This is a genomic window from Paeniglutamicibacter gangotriensis Lz1y (assembly GCF_000348945.1).
In the GTDB taxonomy this organism is placed as follows: domain Bacteria; phylum Actinomycetota; class Actinomycetes; order Actinomycetales; family Micrococcaceae; genus Paeniglutamicibacter; species Paeniglutamicibacter gangotriensis.
In genome coordinates this window covers 84878-104181 of sequence record NZ_AOCK01000009.1, presented here as the reverse complement: position 1 = coordinate 104181, position 19304 = coordinate 84878, and the positions used below count along the sequence as shown (strand labels likewise).

At 65.7% G+C, this 19304-nt stretch carries 16 protein-coding genes; 13 read left to right on the top strand and 3 right to left on the bottom strand.

Features of this window, described 5'->3' with window-relative positions; all coding sequences use genetic code 11:
• The first annotated feature begins 4 nt into the window (after positions 1 to 4).
• From ADIAG_RS14565 to ADIAG_RS14515, 11 genes are all read left to right on the top strand, one after another.
• Positions 5 to 1336, top strand: coding sequence for a dihydroorotase (locus ADIAG_RS14565; RefSeq protein WP_007272165.1), 1332 nt, complete (start codon positions 5 to 7; stop codon positions 1334 to 1336).
• Positions 1336 to 1893, top strand: coding sequence for a PH-like domain-containing protein (locus ADIAG_RS14560; protein ID WP_007272164.1), 558 nt, complete (start codon positions 1336 to 1338; stop codon positions 1891 to 1893). Before ADIAG_RS14565 ends, ADIAG_RS14560 begins: the two co-directional genes overlap by 1 nt.
• Entirely contained in the window at positions 1890 to 3089 is a 1200-nt protein-coding gene (gene carA, locus ADIAG_RS14555; protein ID WP_007272163.1) for a glutamine-hydrolyzing carbamoyl-phosphate synthase small subunit, read from the top strand. The genes ADIAG_RS14560 and carA overlap by 4 nt, the downstream gene beginning before the upstream one ends.
• Positions 3090 to 6416 carry a carbamoyl-phosphate synthase large subunit gene (gene carB, locus ADIAG_RS14550; protein ID WP_007272162.1) on the top strand — a complete coding sequence of 1109 codons (3327 nt, stop codon included), beginning with the start codon at positions 3090 to 3092 and terminating at the stop codon, positions 6414 to 6416.
• On the top strand, positions 6409 to 7272 hold the full coding sequence (gene pyrF, locus ADIAG_RS14545) for an orotidine-5'-phosphate decarboxylase (protein ID WP_007272161.1): 864 nt from the start codon (positions 6409 to 6411) through the stop codon (positions 7270 to 7272). Before carB ends, pyrF begins: the two co-directional genes overlap by 8 nt.
• 365 nt (positions 7273 to 7637) lie before the next feature.
• Positions 7638 to 7973, top strand: a complete 336-nt coding sequence (mihF, locus tag ADIAG_RS14540) for an integration host factor, actinobacterial type (protein ID WP_007272160.1) — start codon at positions 7638 to 7640, stop codon at positions 7971 to 7973.
• Between the two features lie 11 nt (positions 7974 to 7984).
• Positions 7985 to 8563: a guanylate kinase gene (gene gmk, locus ADIAG_RS14535; protein ID WP_007272159.1), complete on the top strand. Its 579-nt coding sequence runs from the start codon at positions 7985 to 7987 to the stop codon at positions 8561 to 8563.
• A gap of 110 nt (positions 8564 to 8673) precedes the next feature.
• Complete coding sequence (gene rpoZ / locus ADIAG_RS14530) at positions 8674 to 8937, top strand: DNA-directed RNA polymerase subunit omega (protein WP_007272158.1); 264 nt, start codon at positions 8674 to 8676, stop codon at positions 8935 to 8937.
• Between the two features lie 69 nt (positions 8938 to 9006).
• Complete coding sequence (gene coaBC / locus ADIAG_RS14525; RefSeq protein ID WP_007272157.1) at positions 9007 to 10335, top strand: bifunctional phosphopantothenoylcysteine decarboxylase/phosphopantothenate--cysteine ligase CoaBC; 1329 nt, start codon at positions 9007 to 9009, stop codon at positions 10333 to 10335.
• Positions 10336 to 10496: 161 nt separating this feature from the next.
• A complete protein-coding gene (gene metK / locus ADIAG_RS14520) occupies positions 10497 to 11702 on the top strand; it encodes a methionine adenosyltransferase (RefSeq protein ID WP_007272156.1) in 1206 nt (401 codons plus the stop codon).
• 188 nt (positions 11703 to 11890) lie between these two features.
• Entirely contained in the window at positions 11891 to 13966 is a 2076-nt protein-coding gene (locus ADIAG_RS14515) for a primosomal protein N' family DNA-binding protein (RefSeq protein WP_007272155.1), read from the top strand.
• Here ADIAG_RS14515 and ADIAG_RS21660 read toward each other — a convergent pair.
• The 3 genes from ADIAG_RS21660 to ADIAG_RS14505 form a co-directional block, all read right to left on the bottom strand.
• Positions 13963 to 14112, bottom strand: coding sequence for a hypothetical protein (locus ADIAG_RS21660; RefSeq protein WP_161623965.1), 150 nt, complete (start codon positions 14110 to 14112; stop codon positions 13963 to 13965). The two genes, ADIAG_RS14515 and ADIAG_RS21660, sit on opposite strands and share 4 nt — an antisense overlap.
• Before the next feature lie 129 nt (positions 14113 to 14241).
• Positions 14242 to 15258: an alpha/beta fold hydrolase gene (locus tag ADIAG_RS14510; RefSeq protein WP_007272153.1), complete on the bottom strand. Its 1017-nt coding sequence runs from the start codon at positions 15256 to 15258 to the stop codon at positions 14242 to 14244.
• Between the two features lie 10 nt (positions 15259 to 15268).
• On the bottom strand, positions 15269 to 16345 hold the full coding sequence (locus ADIAG_RS14505; protein ID WP_268744250.1) for a sugar-binding transcriptional regulator: 1077 nt from the start codon (positions 16343 to 16345) through the stop codon (positions 15269 to 15271).
• 239 nt (positions 16346 to 16584) lie between these two features.
• On the opposite strand from ADIAG_RS14505, the gene ADIAG_RS14500 reads away from it, so the two are divergent.
• Together ADIAG_RS14500 and ADIAG_RS14495 are read left to right on the top strand one after the other, a co-directional pair.
• Entirely contained in the window at positions 16585 to 18288 is a 1704-nt protein-coding gene (locus ADIAG_RS14500) for a glycerol-3-phosphate dehydrogenase/oxidase (protein WP_007272151.1), read from the top strand.
• Positions 18289 to 18511: 223 nt separating this feature from the next.
• Positions 18512 to 19240, top strand: a complete 729-nt coding sequence (locus ADIAG_RS14495) for an MIP/aquaporin family protein (protein WP_007272150.1) — start codon at positions 18512 to 18514, stop codon at positions 19238 to 19240.
• The last annotated feature ends 64 nt before the right edge of the window (positions 19241 to 19304 follow it).

The following is a 19304-nucleotide window of genomic DNA, read 5'->3' as shown; positions in this document are numbered from 1 at the left end:
CCTTATGAGCACCAATACCACCTATCTGATCCGCGGCGCCAAGCCGCTGGGCACCGAGGTCACGGACATCCTCATCCATGAGGGCACCATCGCCGCCCTGGGCGCCGGCGCGGCCACGCACCAGCTCGCCGCGGAGGCCACGATCATCGAGGCCGCCGGCCAGATCGCCCTGCCCGGCATGGTCGATCTGCACACCCACTTACGTGAACCGGGACGCGAAGACGCCGAAACGGTAGAAACCGGGACCCGTGCCGCAGCCCTGGGCGGCTTCACCTCCGTGCATGCCATGGCCAACTCCAACCCCGTGGCGGACACCGCCGGGGTCGTGGAGCAGGTCTGGTCGCTGGGCAAGCGCTCAGGCTGGGTCGATGTGCGTCCGGTGGGTGCTGTCACCGTCGGCCTGGCCGGCGAACGCCTCTCCGAGATCGGGGCGATGGCCGACTCCCGGGCGGCGGTCCGCGTGTTTTCCGACGATGGGATCTGCGTTTTTGACCCGCTGGTGATGCGCCGCGCGCTGGAATACGTCAAGGCCTTCGACGGCGTCATCGCCCAGCACGCCCAGGAACCGCGCCTGACCGAGGGCGCCCAAATGAACGAGGGCGAAATCTCGGCGGTCCTGGGGCTGGCCGGTTGGCCGGCGGTCGCCGAGGAATCGATCATCGCACGCGACGTGTTGTTGGCCGAACACGTCGATTCCCGCCTGCACATTTGCCACGTCTCCACCGCCGGGAGCGTGGAAATCATCCGCTGGGCCAAGTCCCGCGGGGTCAAGGTCACCGCCGAGGTCACCCCGCACCACCTGCTGCTCACCGATGAACTGGTGCAAAGCTACGACCCGGTCTACAAGGTTAACCCGCCGCTGCGTCGCCAGGCGGATGTGGAGGCGCTGCGCGCCGGACTGGCCGATGGCACCATCGACATCATCGGCACCGACCACGCCCCGCACCCCTCCGAGGCCAAGGAATGCGAGTGGGCGGCAGCGGCCATGGGCATGACCGGGCTGGAAACCGCGCTCTCGGTGGTGCAACACACCATGATCGAGACCGGGCTGATCAGCTGGGCCGACTTCGCCCGCATCACCTCCAGTGCCCCGGCCGCCATCGGCCGCGTCGCAGACCAGGGCCGCGAGCTCGCCGTCGGGGAACCGGCCAACATCACCCTAGTGGACGCCGAGGCACGCTGGATCGTGGATCCTGCAGCGATGGCCACCAAGGGACGCAACTCCCCGTTCAAGGGTCTGGAACTTCCAGGCAAGGTCACCCACGTGTTCTTCCACGGCCACCCGACGGTGCGCGATGGCAAGCTGGACACCCCGCGCATCACGCAGGAGTCCTAATGGGTGAATATACCTCAGCGATCCTGATCACCCTGGCGGTCATCGTGCTGCTGGTGTCCCTGATCCTGCTGGGCTGGCGCAACCGCCTGCGCCGGCAGTCAGAGGTGCCGGCCCCGAGCCCGGTTCCGCTGGACGACTCCGGGGCGCCCGCCCTGGGAGCGACATTGGGCGAACCCTGCGAGGGCGTGTACGTGTGCACCACCACCGCGGGAGACTGGCTCGATAGGATCGCCGCGCACCGCCTGGGCATCCGCACCAACGCCGAACTATCCATCCACGCCGCAGGCGTGCTGGTGGGCCGGCACGGGGCACCGGATCTGTTCATCCCCGCCGAGGACCTCACCGGGGTCTCGCGCTCCAGCGGCATGGCCGGAAAATTCGTGGAGAAGGACGGCCTGCTGGTGATCGGCTGGATGCTGGGAGACCAAGCCGTCGACACCGGATTCCGCCCGCGCTACCACCAAGAACTCCCGGAGCTCACCGCGCGCATCGCCGCGCTGGCAGGCACCGGAACCAACGACACGCAACCACCCGCCGAAACAAAGGAAAACCAGTGACAGCAGTACAGAGAACCGAGCAAGCCCTCTTGGTGCTCGAAGACGGACGGGTTTTCCGCGGCCGTAGCTACGGCGCAATCGGCACGGCCCTGGGCGAGGCAGTGTTCTCCACCGGCATGTCCGGCTACCAGGAGACCCTCACCGACCCGTCCTACGCCGGCCAAATCATCGTGCAGACTTTCCCGCACATCGGCAACACCGGGGTCAACGACGAAGACGCCGAATCCTCACGCATCTGGGCCGCCGGTTACGTGGTCCGCGAGGCCGCCCGCATCCCCTCGAACTGGCGTGCGCAGCGCACCCTCGACGAGGAACTCATCAACGGCGACGTGGTGGGCATCCAGCAGGTTGACACCCGTGCGCTGACCCGCCACCTGCGTGAGGCCGGGGCCATGAAGTCCGGGATCTTCTCCGGAGAAGCAGCCACCGCCCCGATCGAAGAGCTGGTGAAGTCGGTCAACGAGCAGCCCTCGATGGAGGGTGCAAACCTCTCGGCGCTGGTCTCCACCAAGCAGGCCTACATCGTGGAGCCGGCTGATCATGGTTTTGACGGCGAGGTCAAGTACACCGTCGCGGCCATCGACCTGGGCATGAAGGCGATGACCCCGCACCGCTTCGCCGAGCGCGGGGTGCGGGTACACGTGCTCCCGCACGATGCCAGCTTCGAAGACGTCACCGCCACCGGCGCGCACGGCGTGTTCTTCTCCAACGGTCCCGGCGACCCGGCCACCGCCACCGTCCAGGTGGAACTGGTCCGTCAGGTGCTTGACGCGAAGATCCCGTACTTCGGCATCTGCTTCGGCAACCAGATCTTGGGCCGCGCCCTGGGCTACGGGACCTACAAGCTGCGCTTCGGACACCGCGGCATCAACCAGCCGGTGCTGGACAAGGCCACCGGCAAGGTGGAGATCACCAGCCAGAACCACGGTTTCGCCGTCGATGCACCGCGCGAAGGCGCGGCAAACGCCCCGCTGGATCGCTTCGGCCGCGTCGAGGTGTCCCACATTTCGCTGAACGACGGTGTCGTGGAGGGACTGTACTGCCTGGACATCCCGGCATTCTCGGTGCAGTACCACCCCGAGGCAGCCTCCGGGCCGCACGACGCCTCGCACCTGTTCGACAGGTTCATCACCAACATGGCCGCGGCCAAGAACACCGCCGCAACCACCACAGATTCCACTCAGGGAGAGAAGTAAATGCCTAAGCGCGAAGACCTCAAGTCAGTCCTGGTCATCGGCTCCGGCCCGATCGTCATCGGCCAGGCCGCCGAATTCGATTACTCCGGCACCCAGGCACTGCGGGTGCTCAAGGAGGAGGGCCTGCGGGTCATCCTGGTCAACTCCAACCCCGCCACCATCATGACCGACCCGGAGTTCGCCGACGCCACCTACGTCGAGCCGATCACCCCGGAAGTCGTAGAGAAGATCATCGCCAAGGAACGCCCCGACGCGATCCTGCCGACCCTGGGCGGGCAGACGGCACTGAACACCGCCATCGCCCTGGACAAGGCAGGGGTACTTCAAAAGTACAACGTCGAGCTGATCGGCGCGAACATCGAGGCCATTGAACTCGGCGAGGACCGCGAGAAGTTCAAGGGCGTGGTGGAGCGCTGCGGCGCCGAATCGGCCAAGTCCGTGATCGTACACACCATGGAGGAAGCCTTCGCCGCGGTGGAGATCCTGAACTACCCCGTGGTGGTGCGCCCCTCCTTCACCATGGGCGGGCTGGGCTCGGGCATGGCGTACGACGCGACCGACCTGCGCCGCATCGCCGGGCAGGGCCTGCAGTACTCCCCGACCACCGAGGTGCTCCTGGAGGAGTCGATCCTGGGTTGGAAGGAGTACGAGTTGGAGATGATGCGCGATAAGAACGACAACGTCGTGGTCATCTGCTCCATCGAGAACTTCGATCCGGTAGGTGTGCACACCGGGGATTCGATCACCGTGGCTCCGGCCATGACGTTGACCGACCGCGAATACCAGCGCCTGCGTGATATCTCCATCGCCGTGATCCGTGAGGTCGGGGTGGACACCGGCGGCTGCAACATCCAGTTCGCCATCGAGCCGGACACCGGGCGCATCGTGGTCATCGAAATGAACCCGCGCGTCTCGCGTTCTTCCGCGCTGGCCTCCAAGGCCACCGGCTTTGCCATCGCCAAGATCGCCACCAAGCTCTCGCTGGGCTACACCCTGGATGAGATCCCGAACGACATCACCCTGAAGACCCCTGCTGCCTTCGAGCCGGCCCTTGACTACGTCGTGGTGAAGGTCCCGCGCTTCGCCTTCGAGAAGTTCCCGGCGGCCGACGCCACGCTGACCACCACCATGAAGTCGGTCGGCGAGGCCATGGCCATCGGGCGCAACTTCACCGAGGCCCTGCAAAAGGCCTTGCGCTCCCTGGAGCAAAAGGGCAGCGAAATCGAGTTCAACAAGCCGATGGACTTCGAGATCGAGCAGCTGCTCGAAGACTCGGTCAAGGGCTCCACCGAGCGGTTGTACAACGTGCAGCGCGCCCTGCTGGGCGGGGCGAGCATCGAGCAGGTCTTCGAGAAGACCGCGATCGACCCGTGGTACCTGGACCAGCTGGTGCTGATCAACGAGACCGCCTCGATGATCCGCTCCAACCCGGATCTGAACGAAGAGGTATTGCGTGAGGCCAAGCGACACGGCTTCTCCGACACGCAGATCGGCACGCTCACACATAAGTCCGAGGCAGTGGTCCGCGGGATCCGCCACGCGCTGGGCATCCGCCCGGTGTTCAAGACCGTTGACACCTGCGCGGCCGAGTTCGAGGCCTTCACCCCCTACCACTACTCCTCCTACGACGAGGAAACCGAGGTGCGCCCGCATGCGAAGCCCTCGGTGATCATCCTGGGTTCGGGCCCCAACCGGATCGGGCAGGGCATCGAGTTCGACTACTCCTGCGTGCACGCCACCATGGCGCTGCGGGCCGCCGGCTACGAGACCGTGATGGTGAACTGCAACCCGGAAACCGTCTCCACCGACTACGACGTCTCCACCCGCCTGTACTTCGAGCCGCTGACGCTCGAGGACGTGCTGGAGGTCATCCACGCCGAAGAATCCACCGGCGGAGTGCTGGGTGTCTTTGTGCAGCTCGGCGGCCAAACCCCGCTGAAGCTCGCCCAGGAACTGGCCGATGCCGGAGTCCCGATCTTGGGCACCTCCCCGGAGGCCATCGACCTGGCCGAGCACCGCGGCGCCTTCCAGCGTGTGCTGGATGCCGGCGGGCTGATCGCCCCGAAGAACGGCACCGCCGTCTCCTTCGACGAAGCCAAGCGCATCGCCGACGAAATCGGTTACCCGGTGCTGGTGCGCCCGTCCTACGTGCTGGGCGGCCGCGGCATGGAGATCGTCTACGACGAGGCCAACCTGGCCCGCTACATCAAGAACGCCACCGAAATCACCGCCGACCACCCGGTGCTGGTGGACAGGTTCCTCGAGGACGCCATCGAGATCGACGTTGATGCGCTGTTCGACGGCACCGATTTGTACGTCGGCGGCATCATGGAGCACATCGAAGAGGCAGGCATCCACTCCGGTGACTCGGCCTGCGTGCTGCCTCCCATCACCCTGGGCAAGGGCGTGCGCGACCGCGTGGCAGCAGCGACCCGCGTCATCGCCGAGGGCGTGGGGGTGCGCGGGCTGATCAACATCCAGTTCGCGCTGGCAAGCGACGTGCTCTACGTGATCGAGGCCAACCCGCGCGCCTCCCGCACCGTGCCGTTCACCTCCAAGGCCACCGGCGTGCAGCTGGCCAAGGCCGCGGCGCTGATCGGGGTGGGCGTGTCCATCGCCCACCTGCGCAGTGTGCACCACATCCTGCCCGAATCCGGTGACGGGGCCAACCTGCCCGAGGGTGCCCCGGTCTCGGTGAAGGAAGCGGTGCTTCCCTTCGCCCGCTTCCGCACCCTGGAGGGCAAGGTCGTTGACTCGCTGCTCGGCCCGGAAATGCGTTCCACCGGCGAGGTGATGGGCATCGATAAGTACTTCGACACCGCCTTCGCCAAGTCGCAGGCAGCAGCCAACTCGCCGCTGCCGACCAGTGGCAAGGTCTTTGTCTCGGTGGCCAACAGCGACAAGCGTTCGATCGTGATCCCGGTCAAGCACCTGGCCGACATCGGCTTTGAGATCGTCTCCACCGGCGGCACCGCCGAGGTGCTGCGTCGCAACGGCATCCCCTCCACCGTGGTCCGCAAGGTCCACGAGGGAACGGTGGAGGGCGAACGCAACATCGCCGAGCTCATCACCGACGGGGAGATCAGCCTGGTGCTGAACACCCCCTCGGGCGGAGAGTCCCGCGGGGATGGCTACGAGATCCGTGCGGCGTCCGTCTCGGTGGGCACCCCGATCATCACCACGGTGGCCGAATTCGGTGCAGCGATCCAGGCCATCGACGCGATGCGCCACTTCGAATGGTCGGTGACCTCGCTGCAGGAGCACGCCAAGACCCTGCAGGCCGCCAACGCCGCAGAAGCAGCTGCCAGCGACGGCGCAAATGCCTAGCGCGGAGGCACGCGCCGCCCGTGCCACCCGGCGCCCGGCCTTCGGACAGCGGCTGGCCTCGGCAATGGCCGAGCACGGTCCGCTGTGCGTGGGCATCGACCCGCACCCGGGCCTGCTGGCCGCGTGGGGCCTGTCGGACGATGTGCATGGCCTGCGTAGCTTCTCCCTGACGGTCGTGGAGGCACTGGCCGGACGCGTGGCGGCGCTCAAGCCGCAGGTGGCGCTCTACGAGCGTCACGGCTCGCGCGGGCTGGCGGTGCTGGAGGAAACCCTGGCACTATGCGCTGCGGGGCACACGCTATCCATCGCCGACGCCAAGCGCGGGGACATCGGCTCCACCATGGCCGCCTACGCGGATGCCTGGCTGGGGGAGGGCAGTGTGTTGGCCGCCGATGCGGTGACGCTGAGCCCGTACCTGGGCTATGAATCGCTGCGACCGGCCCTGGACCGTGCTGCTTTCACCGGCCGCGGCGTGTTTGTGCTGGGGCTGACCTCCAACCCGGAGGGGGCTTCGGTGCAGCATGTCGGAGGCGCCGGATCCGTGGCCAAGGGCATCACCGACGCCGTGGGTGCGGAGAACGCAGGGGCCCGTCCCTTCGGTTCCACCGGTTTGGTCATCGGTGCCACGGTTGGCGGTGCACTGGAGAAGTTGGGTATTGACTTAGCCTCGACCGCTGCACCGATTTTGGCCCCGGGCCTCGGTGCCCAGGGCGCCACGGGTGCCGATATGAAGGCCTCCTTCGGGGCCTTTTGGCCGCAGGTGCTGGGCACCTCGAGCCGAGACGTGCTCAAGGCCGGCCCGGATGCTGCAGCCTTGCGCGGTGCCGCCGAGGCAACACGCGACTCGCTGCTCTAACATCGGGTAGCGCGGGGCCGTTGGTCCAACCAGCTGTGATGATGCCCCCGGTCCGTACCCCAAAGGTGCGGGCCGGGGGGCATCATCGTTGTCTCACGGGCGCCAAGTTTTTCGGCCCCGTGCCGGCGGCCGACCTATCGTTGCATGTGGGGGCGGGAACCGGTGTCGGTGCGGATCGTTCGGATGATCTTGCTTACACTCGCGGACCCGTTTGAGCCCAAATGACACGAATTTTCTCGTTGTTAACGCATTTGTGGTAGCCACAGTGCGATTACCCATTGCATCGGGGCCTCTGATTGGTTATCTTCGGTTCAGGGCTGTTTGCCCTGGTGCTGGACCCTATGGATGGATTGGCGGCAAAAGGAATGGTACTTCGAGAACTCTCTGACGAGGACCGTATTCGCGCACGGGCCAAGGCGTTGGCGGCACGCACACGGCGTGCCGAAATCAAGAATCAGTTCGGTGCCGGCAAGCTGAGCATCACCGAGCTGCTGGACCTGGTGCCCAACGACGAAGCCATCGGACGGCTGCGGGTCATGGACCTGCTGGAGTCCGTTCCGGGCGTCGGTGAAATCCGGGCGCACACGCTTATCGATAGACTAGGCATTTCACCCAGTCGGCGCCTGCGCGGGCTGGGGCGCAAACAGCGCATCGCATTGGTGGATCATTTCCAGCAATCGCCACCCAAAGTGAAAGAGTAACGACGCACACCATGACGGTTAGCCCCCACCCAACGGTTACAGTCCTCGCCGGTCCAACGGCCGTAGGGAAGGGAACGATCTCGACCTACATCCGAGATCACTACCCGGAAGTGTGGCTGTCGGTTTCGGCCACCACGCGCAACCCGCGTCCGGGCGAGGCTGACGGAGTACATTACTTCTTCGTGGGCCCGGAAAAGTTTGGTGAGCTTGTTGAAAGCGGCCAAATGCTCGAATGGGCGGTGGTGCACGGGCAGAACAGCTACGGCACCATCCGGACCAAGGTTCAGGAAGCCGTTGATGCTGGCAAGCGTGTGCTGCTGGAGATCGATTTGCAAGGTGCTCGGCAGGTTAAAGAAAATTTGCCGGACGCGAAATTCGTCTTCCTGGCTCCTCCTAGCTGGGATGAATTGGTGCGCCGGCTTGTGGGCCGCGGCACTGAAACTCCCGAGGAGCAGCAGCGGCGGCTGGAAACAGCTAAACTGGAGTTGGCTGCCGAAGCGGAATTTGACGTGACGATCGTTAACGACGAGATTTCGCGGGCGTCCGACGAGCTTGTGACCCTGATGGGGCTCACTCCGCACGCTCGCTAAAGAACTTTAGGCAAGACCTGTCCAACCCCCTGCTGCGCCGGATATTCAGGGGGATAGGCGGGTGCAGTACCAGTACCTCTTGATCCACCAACTAGTTATTTGGAGGCTTCGTGAACACGAACCTTGAAGGCATCATCAGCCCGTCCATCGACTCGCTGCTGACCACCACCGATTCGAAGTACGCATTGGTGATCAACTCCGCCAAGCGTGCACGCCAGATCAACGCGTACTACGCCCAGCTGCACGAGGGCCTCTTCGAGTACGTTGGCCCGCTGGTCGACACCCGCCTGAACGAGAAGCCGTTGTCCATCGCACTGCGCGAAATCAATGATGGCCTGCTCAGCGTCACGAAGATCGAGGAAGTAGCCGAGTAATTACTCGGTCGCAAACGTTTTCGACGCGCCGGTGCCGGCGCACAAAGCATTCGGTCCTTCACGGATTGAATGGCTTCGGCGCCGCGCACTAACGCATCGGTGGTAGCAGTGAAGCGCATTGTCCTAGGTGTATCCGCAGGGATCGCCGTCTACAAGGCAGCTTTGCTGCTACGGCTGTTTAAAGAGGCGGGGCATCAGGTCGATGTCATTCCCACAGCCGCCTCGCTTGAATTTGTCGGCCTTGCGACCTGGGAGGCGTTGAGCGGGCGCCCGGTGCGCACCTCGGTCTTCGAGGCAGTAGACACGGTTAACCACGTTCGCCTGGGCCAGGAAGCAGACCTGGTGGTGATCGCTCCGGCCACCGCGGACGTGATGGCGCGGGCCGCGGCGGGCATGGCCAACGACCTGCTCACCGGCACCCTGCTGGCTACCGGAGCCCCGGTAGTGATGGCTCCGGCCATGCACACCGAAATGTGGGAGCACCCCGCCACCCGAGCCAATGTCGCCACGCTACGAGCCCGCGGTGTGCACGTGATCGAACCTGCCGTGGGCAGGCTCACGGGCAAGGACTCCGGGGCCGGACGATTCCCCGAACCCGAGGATATCTTCGCGGCGATCACTTCGTATCTTGAGCACAACTCGGGTGACACTGGACGCGACGCGTCGGTCAAGGGCGATGTGTCCAGCACGCAGACTGCAGGCCCGTTGGCCGGGAAGATCATCGCTGTCTCCGCCGGTGGCACCCGCGAACCGCTGGACCCCGTGCGCTATCTGGGCAACAGGTCCTCGGGCCGGCAGGGCATCGCCCTGGCCAAAGCGGCGCTGGCTGCCGGTGCCACCGTCCGGTTCATCGCCGCCCACATGGATTTGCCCGCCCCGGCCGGTGTGGAACTCAGCACCGCATCAACCGCCGAGCAGTTGCAGCAAGCGGTCACCACGGCGGCCCGCGGTGCCGACGTGTTGATCATGAGCGCAGCGGTGGCCGACTTCCGTCCTGCCGAGTACCTGGATTCGAAGATCAAGAAGTCCGACGACCGCGCTGACCCGGTGATCACCTTGGTGCGCAATCCCGACATCCTGGCCATGCTGATCGCCGAGCGTGCGGCAGAGGGCCCGGCCGGGGACCTACCGCCGCTGGTGGTGGGCTTTGCCGCCGAGACCGGGGACGCGGATTCAAGCGTGCTTGAATATGGCGCCGCGAAGCTGGCCCGCAAGGGCTGCGAAATGCTGGTTGTCAACGAGGTCGGGGAGAATCTGACCTTCGGGACCGACAAAAACACCGTGACCATCCTCTTTGCCGACGGCTCCGACGCGGTGCACGCCGCCGGTTCCAAGGACGAGGTTGCGGCCTCGGTTATTGATTCGGTCGCCGTGGCGCTGCGGGCCGGCCGGGCCTAGCCCCAAGCGGGTTGGTACCGTCCGGCGGAGATGTTGATCACGCAGGTTTTTCCGGATGCCGCAGGGCACCGCACATCGCCACGAAGTACCCCGCGCATGGGTAGATGACGAGGCCCGCGCGCGAAGCCGACGGGGCGCCAACTTACCGGTAGAGTGGCTGGGTGACTTTAGAATCCCCGCAGCTTCGCCTCTTCACCTCCGAATCGGTTACGGAGGGCCACCCGGACAAGATCTGTGACCAGATCTCCGATGCCATTCTCGATGCCATGTTGGCACAGGATCCGAACTCCCGGGTTGCCGTGGAGACCCTGACCACCACAGGCCTGGTGCATGTGGCAGGCGAGGTGACGACCAACGGCTATGTGGAGATCCCGGAGATCGTGCGCCGCACCATCCTGGACATCGGTTACGACTCCTCGGCCAACGGCTTCGACGGAGCGCGCTGCGGCGTCTTGGTATCCATCGGGCAGCAGTCCCAGGAGATCTCCGACGGCGTTTTCAACTCGCTGGAGGTCCGCGAGGGCACCGCCGTTGACCCTCGCGATGCGCAGGGCGCCGGAGACCAGGGGCTGATGTTCGGCTACGCCTCGGACGAGACCGCGACCCTGATGCCTACCCCGATCCACTTGGCGCACCGGCTCTCCGAGCGCCTCACCGCCGTCCGCAAGAACGGCACGCTTTCGCTGTTGCGCCCGGATGGCAAGACCCAGGTGACCGTCGGCTACGACGGGGATACCCCGGTGTCCGTTGAAACCATCGTGGTCTCCTCGCAGCACGCCTCCGAATTCGCCTTCCCTGACCTGCTCGATGGCCTGCTGGAAGAGGTTGTTAAGCCGGTGCTTGCCGGGACCGGGCTGGACACCTCCGAAACCCGCATCATCTTGAACCCCTCGGGCCCGTTCATCATCGGTGGACCGGTTGGAGACGCCGGGCTGACCGGACGCAAGATCATCGTTGACACCTACGGCGGGTTCGCCCGGCACGGTGGTGGTGCCTTCTCCGGCAAGGATCCCTCCAAGGTCGACCGCTCGGCCGCTTACGCCATGCGTTGGGTCGCCAAGAACGTGGTGGCCGCCGGCTTGGCCCGTCGCGTCGAAGTTCAGATCGCCTACGCCATCGGCGTGGCACGGCCCGTGGGCCTGTACGTGGAGACCTTCGGCACCGAGACCGTGGATCCGGTGAGGATCACCGCTGCCATCAACGAGGTCTTCGATCTGCGCCCGCTGGGCATCATCGAGGACCTGGACCTCAAGCGCCCGATCTACCAGAAGACCGCAGCACACGGTCACTTCGGCCGCGAAGACGCCGACTTCACCTGGGAGAACCTGGACCGGGTTGACGCGCTGAAGGCCTACTTCGGCGCCTAGAGCCACTGCAGTTGCCGCAAAGTGTCAGTCTCGCCGGGTACTGTGACTTCGGCAGCTGAACGAGGCGCTCCGTGAGCCATCAGGCCCACGGCGCTGATCCGGGGCTCAGCGGTTTGCCGTACCGCCAGCTGCCAGAGGACCGCGGCCGGTAAGGTATTTCTCAAGGAGTTCAGGGGGAGGTGTGGTGCATGACCGAGTCGGTCCAGCCCTCCTTGTTGTCCGGCTTTGATCTATCCACCCCGCTACCCGGAATACCGAATATGGCCAGCGAATTGCCGGTGGCCCGGGTCGTGATCGACTCAGCCGTCCCGCACCTGGACCGCCCGTTCGACTATCTGGTCCCGACCGAGCTCGACGCCATGGCACAACCCGGGGTCCGGGTGAAGGTGCGCTTCGGCGGACAGGAACTGGCAGGTTTCCTTACCGAGCGACTCGAACATTCCGAGCCCGGCCTGAAACTGCAACCGCTGCGCAGCGTGATCTCTCCAGAAATTGTGCTCTCCGCACCGGTTCTTGCCGTGGCCCGGGCCGTGGCCGAACGCTATGCCGGCGGGGTATGGGACGTGTTGCGCTCCGCCGTCCCGGCCCGCATGGCACGGATGGAAACCCAGAAGGCCACGGACAGCGACGGTGCTCTGGAAAAAGGCAGCGTCGAGGCCGTCGATGATGTGCCCCTGGCGCGCCCCGCGCCGGTGCCCGAGGACGCACTGCTGGCCGAATACCACGGCGGCGCGGACTACGCCCGGCTGCTGCGCAACGGCGAATCCCCGCGCGCGGTGCTCTCCGCGGTGCCCAACAGGCCGGGGGACTGGCCCGCGCTGCTGCTCCAGGCCGCCGAACAGGCGCTGGCCTCCGGGCGCGGGGTACTCATCGTGGTGCCCGACGCCCGTGACCTGGCCCGGTTGACCTCCACCCTTGACGAACGTCTCGGCCCCGAGGCCTACGCACGGCTCACCGCCGAAGACGGGGCCACCCCGCGCTACCGGAACTTCCTGCGCGTGGCCCGAGGGCAGAGCCAGCTGGTCGTGGGTACCCGCAATGCCGCCTTCGCCCCGGTCAAAGACCTGGGCTTGGTGATCATCTGGGACGATGCGGATAATTCCCACGCCGAACCGCGTGCTCCCTACCACCACGCCCGCGAGGTGCTGCTGCTGCGCTGCGGCATCGAAAATGCCGGGATGCTGCTTGTCGCCCCCGGGCGCAGCGCCGAGGCCCAACGGTTGGTGCGCAGTGGCTGGGCCCACGAGTTGGGTGCCGACCGCAGCCTGCTGCGTGCGAACGCACCGCGGGTTATTGCCGCCTCCGACGAATTCGAGGCGGAGCGCGATCCGCTGCTGCATGCCGCCCGGCTCCCCGCCGCGGCCTGGCGCGAGGCCAAGGCGGCGCTGGCGCACGGCCCGGTGCTGGTGCAGGTAGCCCGGACCGGGTTCATGCCCGCGCTGCGCTGCGAACGCTGCCGTACCCCGGCTCGCTGCACCACCTGCAACGGGCCGCTGGCCCTGGGCGACGCCCGCGGGGCACCGGCCTGCGGCTGGTGCGGGCTGGTGGCCCACGATTGGAACTGCGTGGAGTGCGGATTCATGCGCTTGCGCGCCTCATCCATCGGGGCCGACCGCACGGCCGAGGAACTGGGCCGCGCGTTCCCCAACATCAAGGTGGTTGCCGCCACAGGGGCCAAGCCGCTGCACACCGTCCCGGACACTCCGGCACTCGTGGTGGCAACCCCCGGTGCCGAACCCGTGGCAGCCAACGGTTATGCCGCGGTGCTGCTGCTGGACGGGGACCGGATGCTGTCCCGCGAAGGGCTGCGCACCGGCGAGGAGGTGCTGAACCGCTGGATGGGCGCCGCACACCTGGCTCGCGGCCGGGATGCGACCGCGGAGCGCCCCGGCGGGGGCACCGTCGTGGTGGCAGGGGACCCGACCGAGCCGATGCGAGCGTTGGTGCGCTTCGATGCGGCGGCCTACGCGCAGACCGAACTCGACGAGCGACGCGATCTAGGGCTGCCGCCGGCGGTGCGCCTGGCCATGGTGCGGGGACCGGCCGCTGCCGCTGACAAGTTCATGGACGCGCTGGACCTCGGAGGCGAAGTTCGTCGGCACGGGCCGGTACTCGAGGGAGAGGGGGAGCACCGCTGGCTGCTGTTCTTCTCCTATGCCGAAGGCCCGGCCGTCACCGCGGCTCTGCGTGCCATGCGCGCCACCTTCAGCGCCGCGAAGGAACCGATCGTGGCGATCCGCATCGACCCGGACGGCATCCTCTAGCCGGTGCAGGCCACCTGTCCGGAGCCAAGGGAGGCCGATGATCTGTGCGGAAGTTCCTGCTGGGCCACCAACCCGGAGAGAACGTGCCCGCCGCCGGTCACTTTACCGGCAGGGCGGAAGAGGATCTGCGGCCAGTGGACTCGCACGAATTCTTGGGCCGGATAATTGTGGCTGCGGCTGTACCGTGGAGCGATGGTCTTTCCGTCCGGTCCAAAATGATAAACCGGGCCGACCCCTCACAGGCCGAGGCCACAGAGCCAGTAGTTGGTTTTCCGTTACTGCTTATCCTGTGACCCAGGTACGCCGCGTTCCCGGTACTGTACCCGCGGCATCCCGCGGGTGACCCACGGGTGATCGGAAGCCAAGAATCCCTCGATGAGGGCCGCGGCCTCGGCCGCCTTCTCGTAGTGGATCAGGTGTCCGACATCGCCGATGACCCGTATGGAAGCACGTGGGAAACGCCGGGCCAAGGATCGCTGGGCCTTCACCGAGCCGAGTTCGTCCTGCTCGCCGACCACCAGGAGCGTTGGCTCGTTGATGCGGGCGGCAACATCACGGACCGTCTCGGTGATCGAGGAGGCATAGGCCTCGCGCAATGTGGAGCGGGACGTGAACCCGGAAAAGTAGCGGCGGTGCTGGTCGAAGACGTAGGCGCGCATGGCAGGATCCTTGGATTTGAGCATGGCCAGCGTCATCGCATCGGTGATGAGCCGGGAGCGCAGCAGTCCCTCGCCCAGAACGGCTGGCAACCGTTCCCCGGCGGCGTAGTAGGCGCCGGCAGCCCGCGACATCAACGCTTGGTCGCCCGCAAGTGCCGGTTCACAGATGGGGTTCAGCAGCAGCAGTTCCGCGAACGATCCCGGGTGCCGGGCCAGATAGTTTGCCGCGACGATGGTTCCGAAGGAATGGCCCAGCAAGATGGTTTCCGGTCCCAGACCCAATTGGTCGCGCAGCGCACCGATGACCTCACCGTAACCGTCGGCATCATGCCGCGGCGTGGCCTCGGGGCCACCTTCCACCTGCGTGTCGGGGCTCGACACGCTGGAAAACGGGGTTGAGGCACCGAAACCGGGCAGGTCCGGGACAATCACCGTGTATCCGGGCAATGCTTCGATGACCCGGGTGAGCCCATGGTGGTCACCGCGGAAGCCGTGCACCGCCAGAATGACCCCACGGCAGCGTCCGGCCGCCGGATAGGTCCACGTTGAAAGCCGTGAGCCATGGACTACGTGGGTGCTTTGCAAGGCGCGGCGTGCGTGAGGTGGGACTTCATTCTGCGATTCAACGGGCATGGGACCAAGCTTAATGGTTGGAGGTCGGGGTGGAGTTGAGCAGACGCAGCGCGGTTCCCTCATCGAGCACCAGATCGGTGATCAGGTTTCCGGCCAGGGCACCGCGCAGCGCGCGCAACTTCCCGGTTCCCGAAATCACGCATAGTCGGCGCGGCACCTTGCGAAGTTCAGCGAGTGTGGGACCCGTGGCCCGGGAATTGATTTCGATGCCCTCATCGCTGCCGGAACCGTCGAAGAAGACCGTGGCGACGTCGCCGACCACCCCGTGGCTGTGCAGGGCAGTGGATTCGGCGGCACTGAGGTAGCCGCCGCGGTAAACCTGGCTGGGGACCGCGGCCTCGGTGGCTCCGAGGGAGAACACCGCTAGGCCCATGCCTTCTTGAACGTCAAGAACCCGACGTACCGAGCCCTCCCGCCACATTGCTTCGCGTGTGCTGGCCTCATCAAAGAACGCCGGGACAGGGAATTGCTCGATGCGAGCGGTGTAGGTGGCTCCGAAGCGTTGCAAGATCTCTGAGGCATACGTCAAACCGGTGGTCTGCGGGTTTGCCGCCCCATTGAGCTGGACGACAACGGTATCATGGGTGGGCTTCCGGGCCAGCGCCAGTGACAGCGCCTGCATGGTCGAGCCCCAGGCCACCCCCACGGTCATGCCGGAAGAGACCAAGGTGTTGAGCACATGCGCGGCATGGGCTGCAACGCGTTCCAGGACCTCGGCATCGGCAAGCGCCCCATCGGTGGGCACCACATGGACCTTGATGCCGAAAACATGCTCGAGTTCCCGCACCAAGGCCGGGGCCATGGCACCGCCGGCGTTGATCTCGATGTTCACCAATCCGGTGCGCCTGGCCATCGACAGCAGGCGCGAGACGGTGGAACGGGAGATAGCCAGTTCCCTGGCGATCGCCTCCATGGTCAAGTCCTGCAGGTAGTAGAGCTGTGCTGCACGCAGTGCGTCACGTTCCCGAGGTTGGCCGTGTCCCGGGGCCTTCCGGATGGGACCGGGGCCACGCACTTTCGGAGGCTGCTGCACAAATGGGTCAGCCCCGGGAGTTCGAGAAGCGGGGTTGACGGCCATGTTTGGCATCAGCGCTGCCTTTCTTGCACAAACGTGCAACTTGATTGACGGCTTTGTGCCGACCCGACCAGACTAACGTGGACATGGTCTTGGCAAAAGTCGGGACATTGGTTCACCGGTGATCCATCTGCTGTGAGGCACCCGCCTCGGCAGGGTTCCGGACAGAGCGGGCAGAAGCCCAGTACTTTGGTAGAACCCATGTGAAGCACGTTTATTCGACGCAACACAGTTCTAAGGATGGCCCCATCGTGGCAGCCGCAGCCTCCCACCGCTCCCATTCATCCGCGCTAGCCGCAAGGCCCGGCGCTAAGGTGCTGATCATCGGCGGTGGCATCAATGGAGTGGCGACGTTCCGCTACCTGGCCCTGCAGGGCGTCGACGTGGCGCTGGTTGAACGCGGCGACTTCTGCCAAGGTGCCTCGGGTGCCTCCTCGCATATGATCCACGGCGGCATCCGCTACCTCGAGAACGGCGAATTCCGCTTGGTTCAGGAATCGGTCCAGGAGCGCAACAGGCTGCTGGAAATTGCCCCGCACTACGTCAAGCCGTTGCGCACCACCATCCCGGTCTTCTCCACCTTCTCCGGGATTCTCTCGGCCCCGGTACGCTTCCTGACCCACAAGTCGGGTAAGCCCGCAGCACGCGGGGCGGTACTAATCAAGGCCGGACTGGTGCTTTATGACCTCTTCGCCGGAGCTGGGGGACGCAACACCCCGTGGCACAAGTTCCGTGGGGCCAAGGCCTCGCTGGCCGAGCTGCCAAAGCTACGCGACGATGTGAAGTACACGGCCACCTACTTTGATGCCTCGGTACACAACCCCGAGCGACTCACCCTCGATGTACTGGGCGACGGTCTCGAGGCCAACCGGCACGCACGGGCCTCCAACTATGTCTCGCTGATCGGCCATGGCGAAAATGGGGCGCGGCTGCGCGACGAGCTCACCGGTGACGAGTTCGACTTCGATGCCGAGGTCATCGTGAACGCCACCGGCGCCTGGGTGGATCTGACCAATACGGACATCGGCTCCCCGAGCCGGTTCATGGGCGGTACCAAGGGCAGCCACATCGTGCTCGATAGCCCCGGCCTGCTCGAAGCCTGCGCCGGACGGGAGATCTTCTTCGAACACTCCGATGGGCGCATCGTGCTCATCTACCCGATGGGCGATCGGGTGCTGGTGGGAACCACCGACATCGACGCGGATATGAGCGTCCCGGCACGCTGCACCGACTCCGAGGTCGACTACTTCTTCGACCTCATCCAACACGTCTTCCCCACCGTCGAGGTGGACCGCGAGCAAATCGTTTACAAGTTCTCCGGGGTTCGCCCGCTGCCGCGCCACGATGACACCGCACCGGGATTTGTCTCACGCGATTACCGGATTGAACGCAGTGAACTGGCCGCCGACACCACCTTGTTCTCCCTGGTCGGCGGCAAATGGACCACCTTCCGCGCGCTGGGGGAAACCCTGGGGGAGAAGGTTCTGGCCGAGCTCGGCGCCACCTCCACGGTGAGCACCAAGGACCTGGCCATTGGCGGCGGCAAGAACTACCCCGCCACCTCGGCCGCCCGCGAAGCCTGGTTCGGGGCGCGCAGCCTGCTGGCCTCCCGCGACCGCTTGGAGGTGCTGTTGCGGCGTTATGGCACCCGTGCCGACGCGGTGCTCGAGGCCATCGGCCCCCACGACCCCACCCTGGAGGGCAGTAGCGAGCTTTCGGCCGCAGAGCTGGTCTACCTCGCACGGAATGAATACGTGGGAATGCTCAGCGATGTCTTCATCCGACGTACCTCGCTGGCCTTCCGCGGCCTGGTGACCGGCGAGCTGATGCGTGAAGTAGCAGCAGTACTGGCCCCCGAAGTTGGTTGGGACCAGGACGAAACAGAACGCCAAATCGCAGAATGCACTCGCGTGCTGGAGAAGGAGCACGGGGTTCTCTTCGTCCCCGTGGCCTAGCCGGCCGGCGCTTCGCGCCACTTACCCCTAAGTTCGACCCCCACCCCACACTTCCCCACCCACGATTTCGACCGTGGGTGGATCCTGCCCAAAAGCAGGTGTGATCCACCTCACGTGGGCGGGTGTGAGAAGACCGCGGGGCGTGAGTACGCGCCGCCCCATGGCGAAGAAATGCACCACCGTCAGCTCACATATTTCCCTTCCAACGAAAGAGTCCCCCAGTATGTCCTTAACCGTTTTCATGGCCGAAATGCTCGGCACGATGCTGCTGACCCTGCTGGGTGGCGGTGTCGTGGCCAACGTGTTGCTGGCCAAGTCCAAGGGCCTAGGCGGTGGCACCCTGATGATCAACTTCGGCTGGGGCCTGGCAGTGTTCGCCGGTGTCTGGGTGGCCGCGGCCTCCGGTGCCCACCTGAACCCTGCCGTCACCATTGGGCTGCTGACCAACGGCGACCTCGCCGAGTTCGCGCCCGGTGTTGATAAGACCTTCCTGATCATGCTGGCCTACTTTGCGTCCCAGATGATCGGCGCGATGCTCGGTGCCGTGCTGTGCTACCTGGTCTACAAGCACCACTTCGACGAAGAGGAGGATGCGGCCCTGAAGTTGGCCGTGTTCGCCACCGGCCCGGCCATCCGCCACCGCGGCTGGAACCTGGTCACCGAGGCCATCGCCACCTTCGTGCTGGTCTTCGTGATCGCCGGCTTCGGCAAGACCCCGCACGAACTCGGCCCACTGGCCGTGGCACTGCTGGTCGTGGGCATCGGCGCCTCGCTGGGCGGCCCCACCGGATACGCCATCAACCCGGCCCGCGACCTCGGACCGCGCATCGTCCACGCCCTGCTGCCCATCAAGAACAAGGGCGGAAGCGACTGGTCCTACGCCTGGGTGCCGGTCCTCGGACCCCTGCTCGGGGGGCTCATCGGCGGCGTGGGCGCCGCCGCACTCTTCTAGGCGTGCGCCATGCCCGGTACCGCCCGGGCCCATCAGCCACACCCGGCGGCACGCGCCAGTAACG

Bases quoted from the DNA above. Each gene is read 5' to 3' on its own strand.
- ADIAG_RS14565 (WP_007272165.1), top strand. From the start codon at position 5: ATGAGCACCAATACCACCTATCTGATCCGCGGCGCCAAGCCGCTGGGC.
- ADIAG_RS14560 (WP_007272164.1), top strand. From the start codon at position 1,336: ATGGGTGAATATACCTCAGCGATCCTGATCACCCTGGCGGTCATCGTG.
- carB (WP_007272162.1), top strand. From the start codon at position 3,090: ATGCCTAAGCGCGAAGACCTCAAGTCAGTCCTGGTCATCGGCTCCGGC.
- pyrF (WP_007272161.1), top strand. From the start codon at position 6,409: ATGCCTAGCGCGGAGGCACGCGCCGCCCGTGCCACCCGGCGCCCGGCC.
- mihF (WP_007272160.1), top strand. From the start codon at position 7,638: ATGGTACTTCGAGAACTCTCTGACGAGGACCGTATTCGCGCACGGGCC.
- gmk (WP_007272159.1), top strand. From the start codon at position 7,985: ATGACGGTTAGCCCCCACCCAACGGTTACAGTCCTCGCCGGTCCAACG.
- coaBC (WP_007272157.1), top strand. From the start codon at position 9,007: ATGGCTTCGGCGCCGCGCACTAACGCATCGGTGGTAGCAGTGAAGCGC.
- ADIAG_RS14515 (WP_007272155.1), top strand. From the start codon at position 11,891: ATGACCGAGTCGGTCCAGCCCTCCTTGTTGTCCGGCTTTGATCTATCC.
- ADIAG_RS14510 (WP_007272153.1), bottom strand. From the start codon at position 15,258: ATGCCCGTTGAATCGCAGAATGAAGTCCCACCTCACGCACGCCGCGCC.
- ADIAG_RS14505 (WP_268744250.1), bottom strand. From the start codon at position 16,345: ATGCCAAACATGGCCGTCAACCCCGCTTCTCGAACTCCCGGGGCTGAC.
- ADIAG_RS14495 (WP_007272150.1), top strand. From the start codon at position 18,512: ATGTCCTTAACCGTTTTCATGGCCGAAATGCTCGGCACGATGCTGCTG.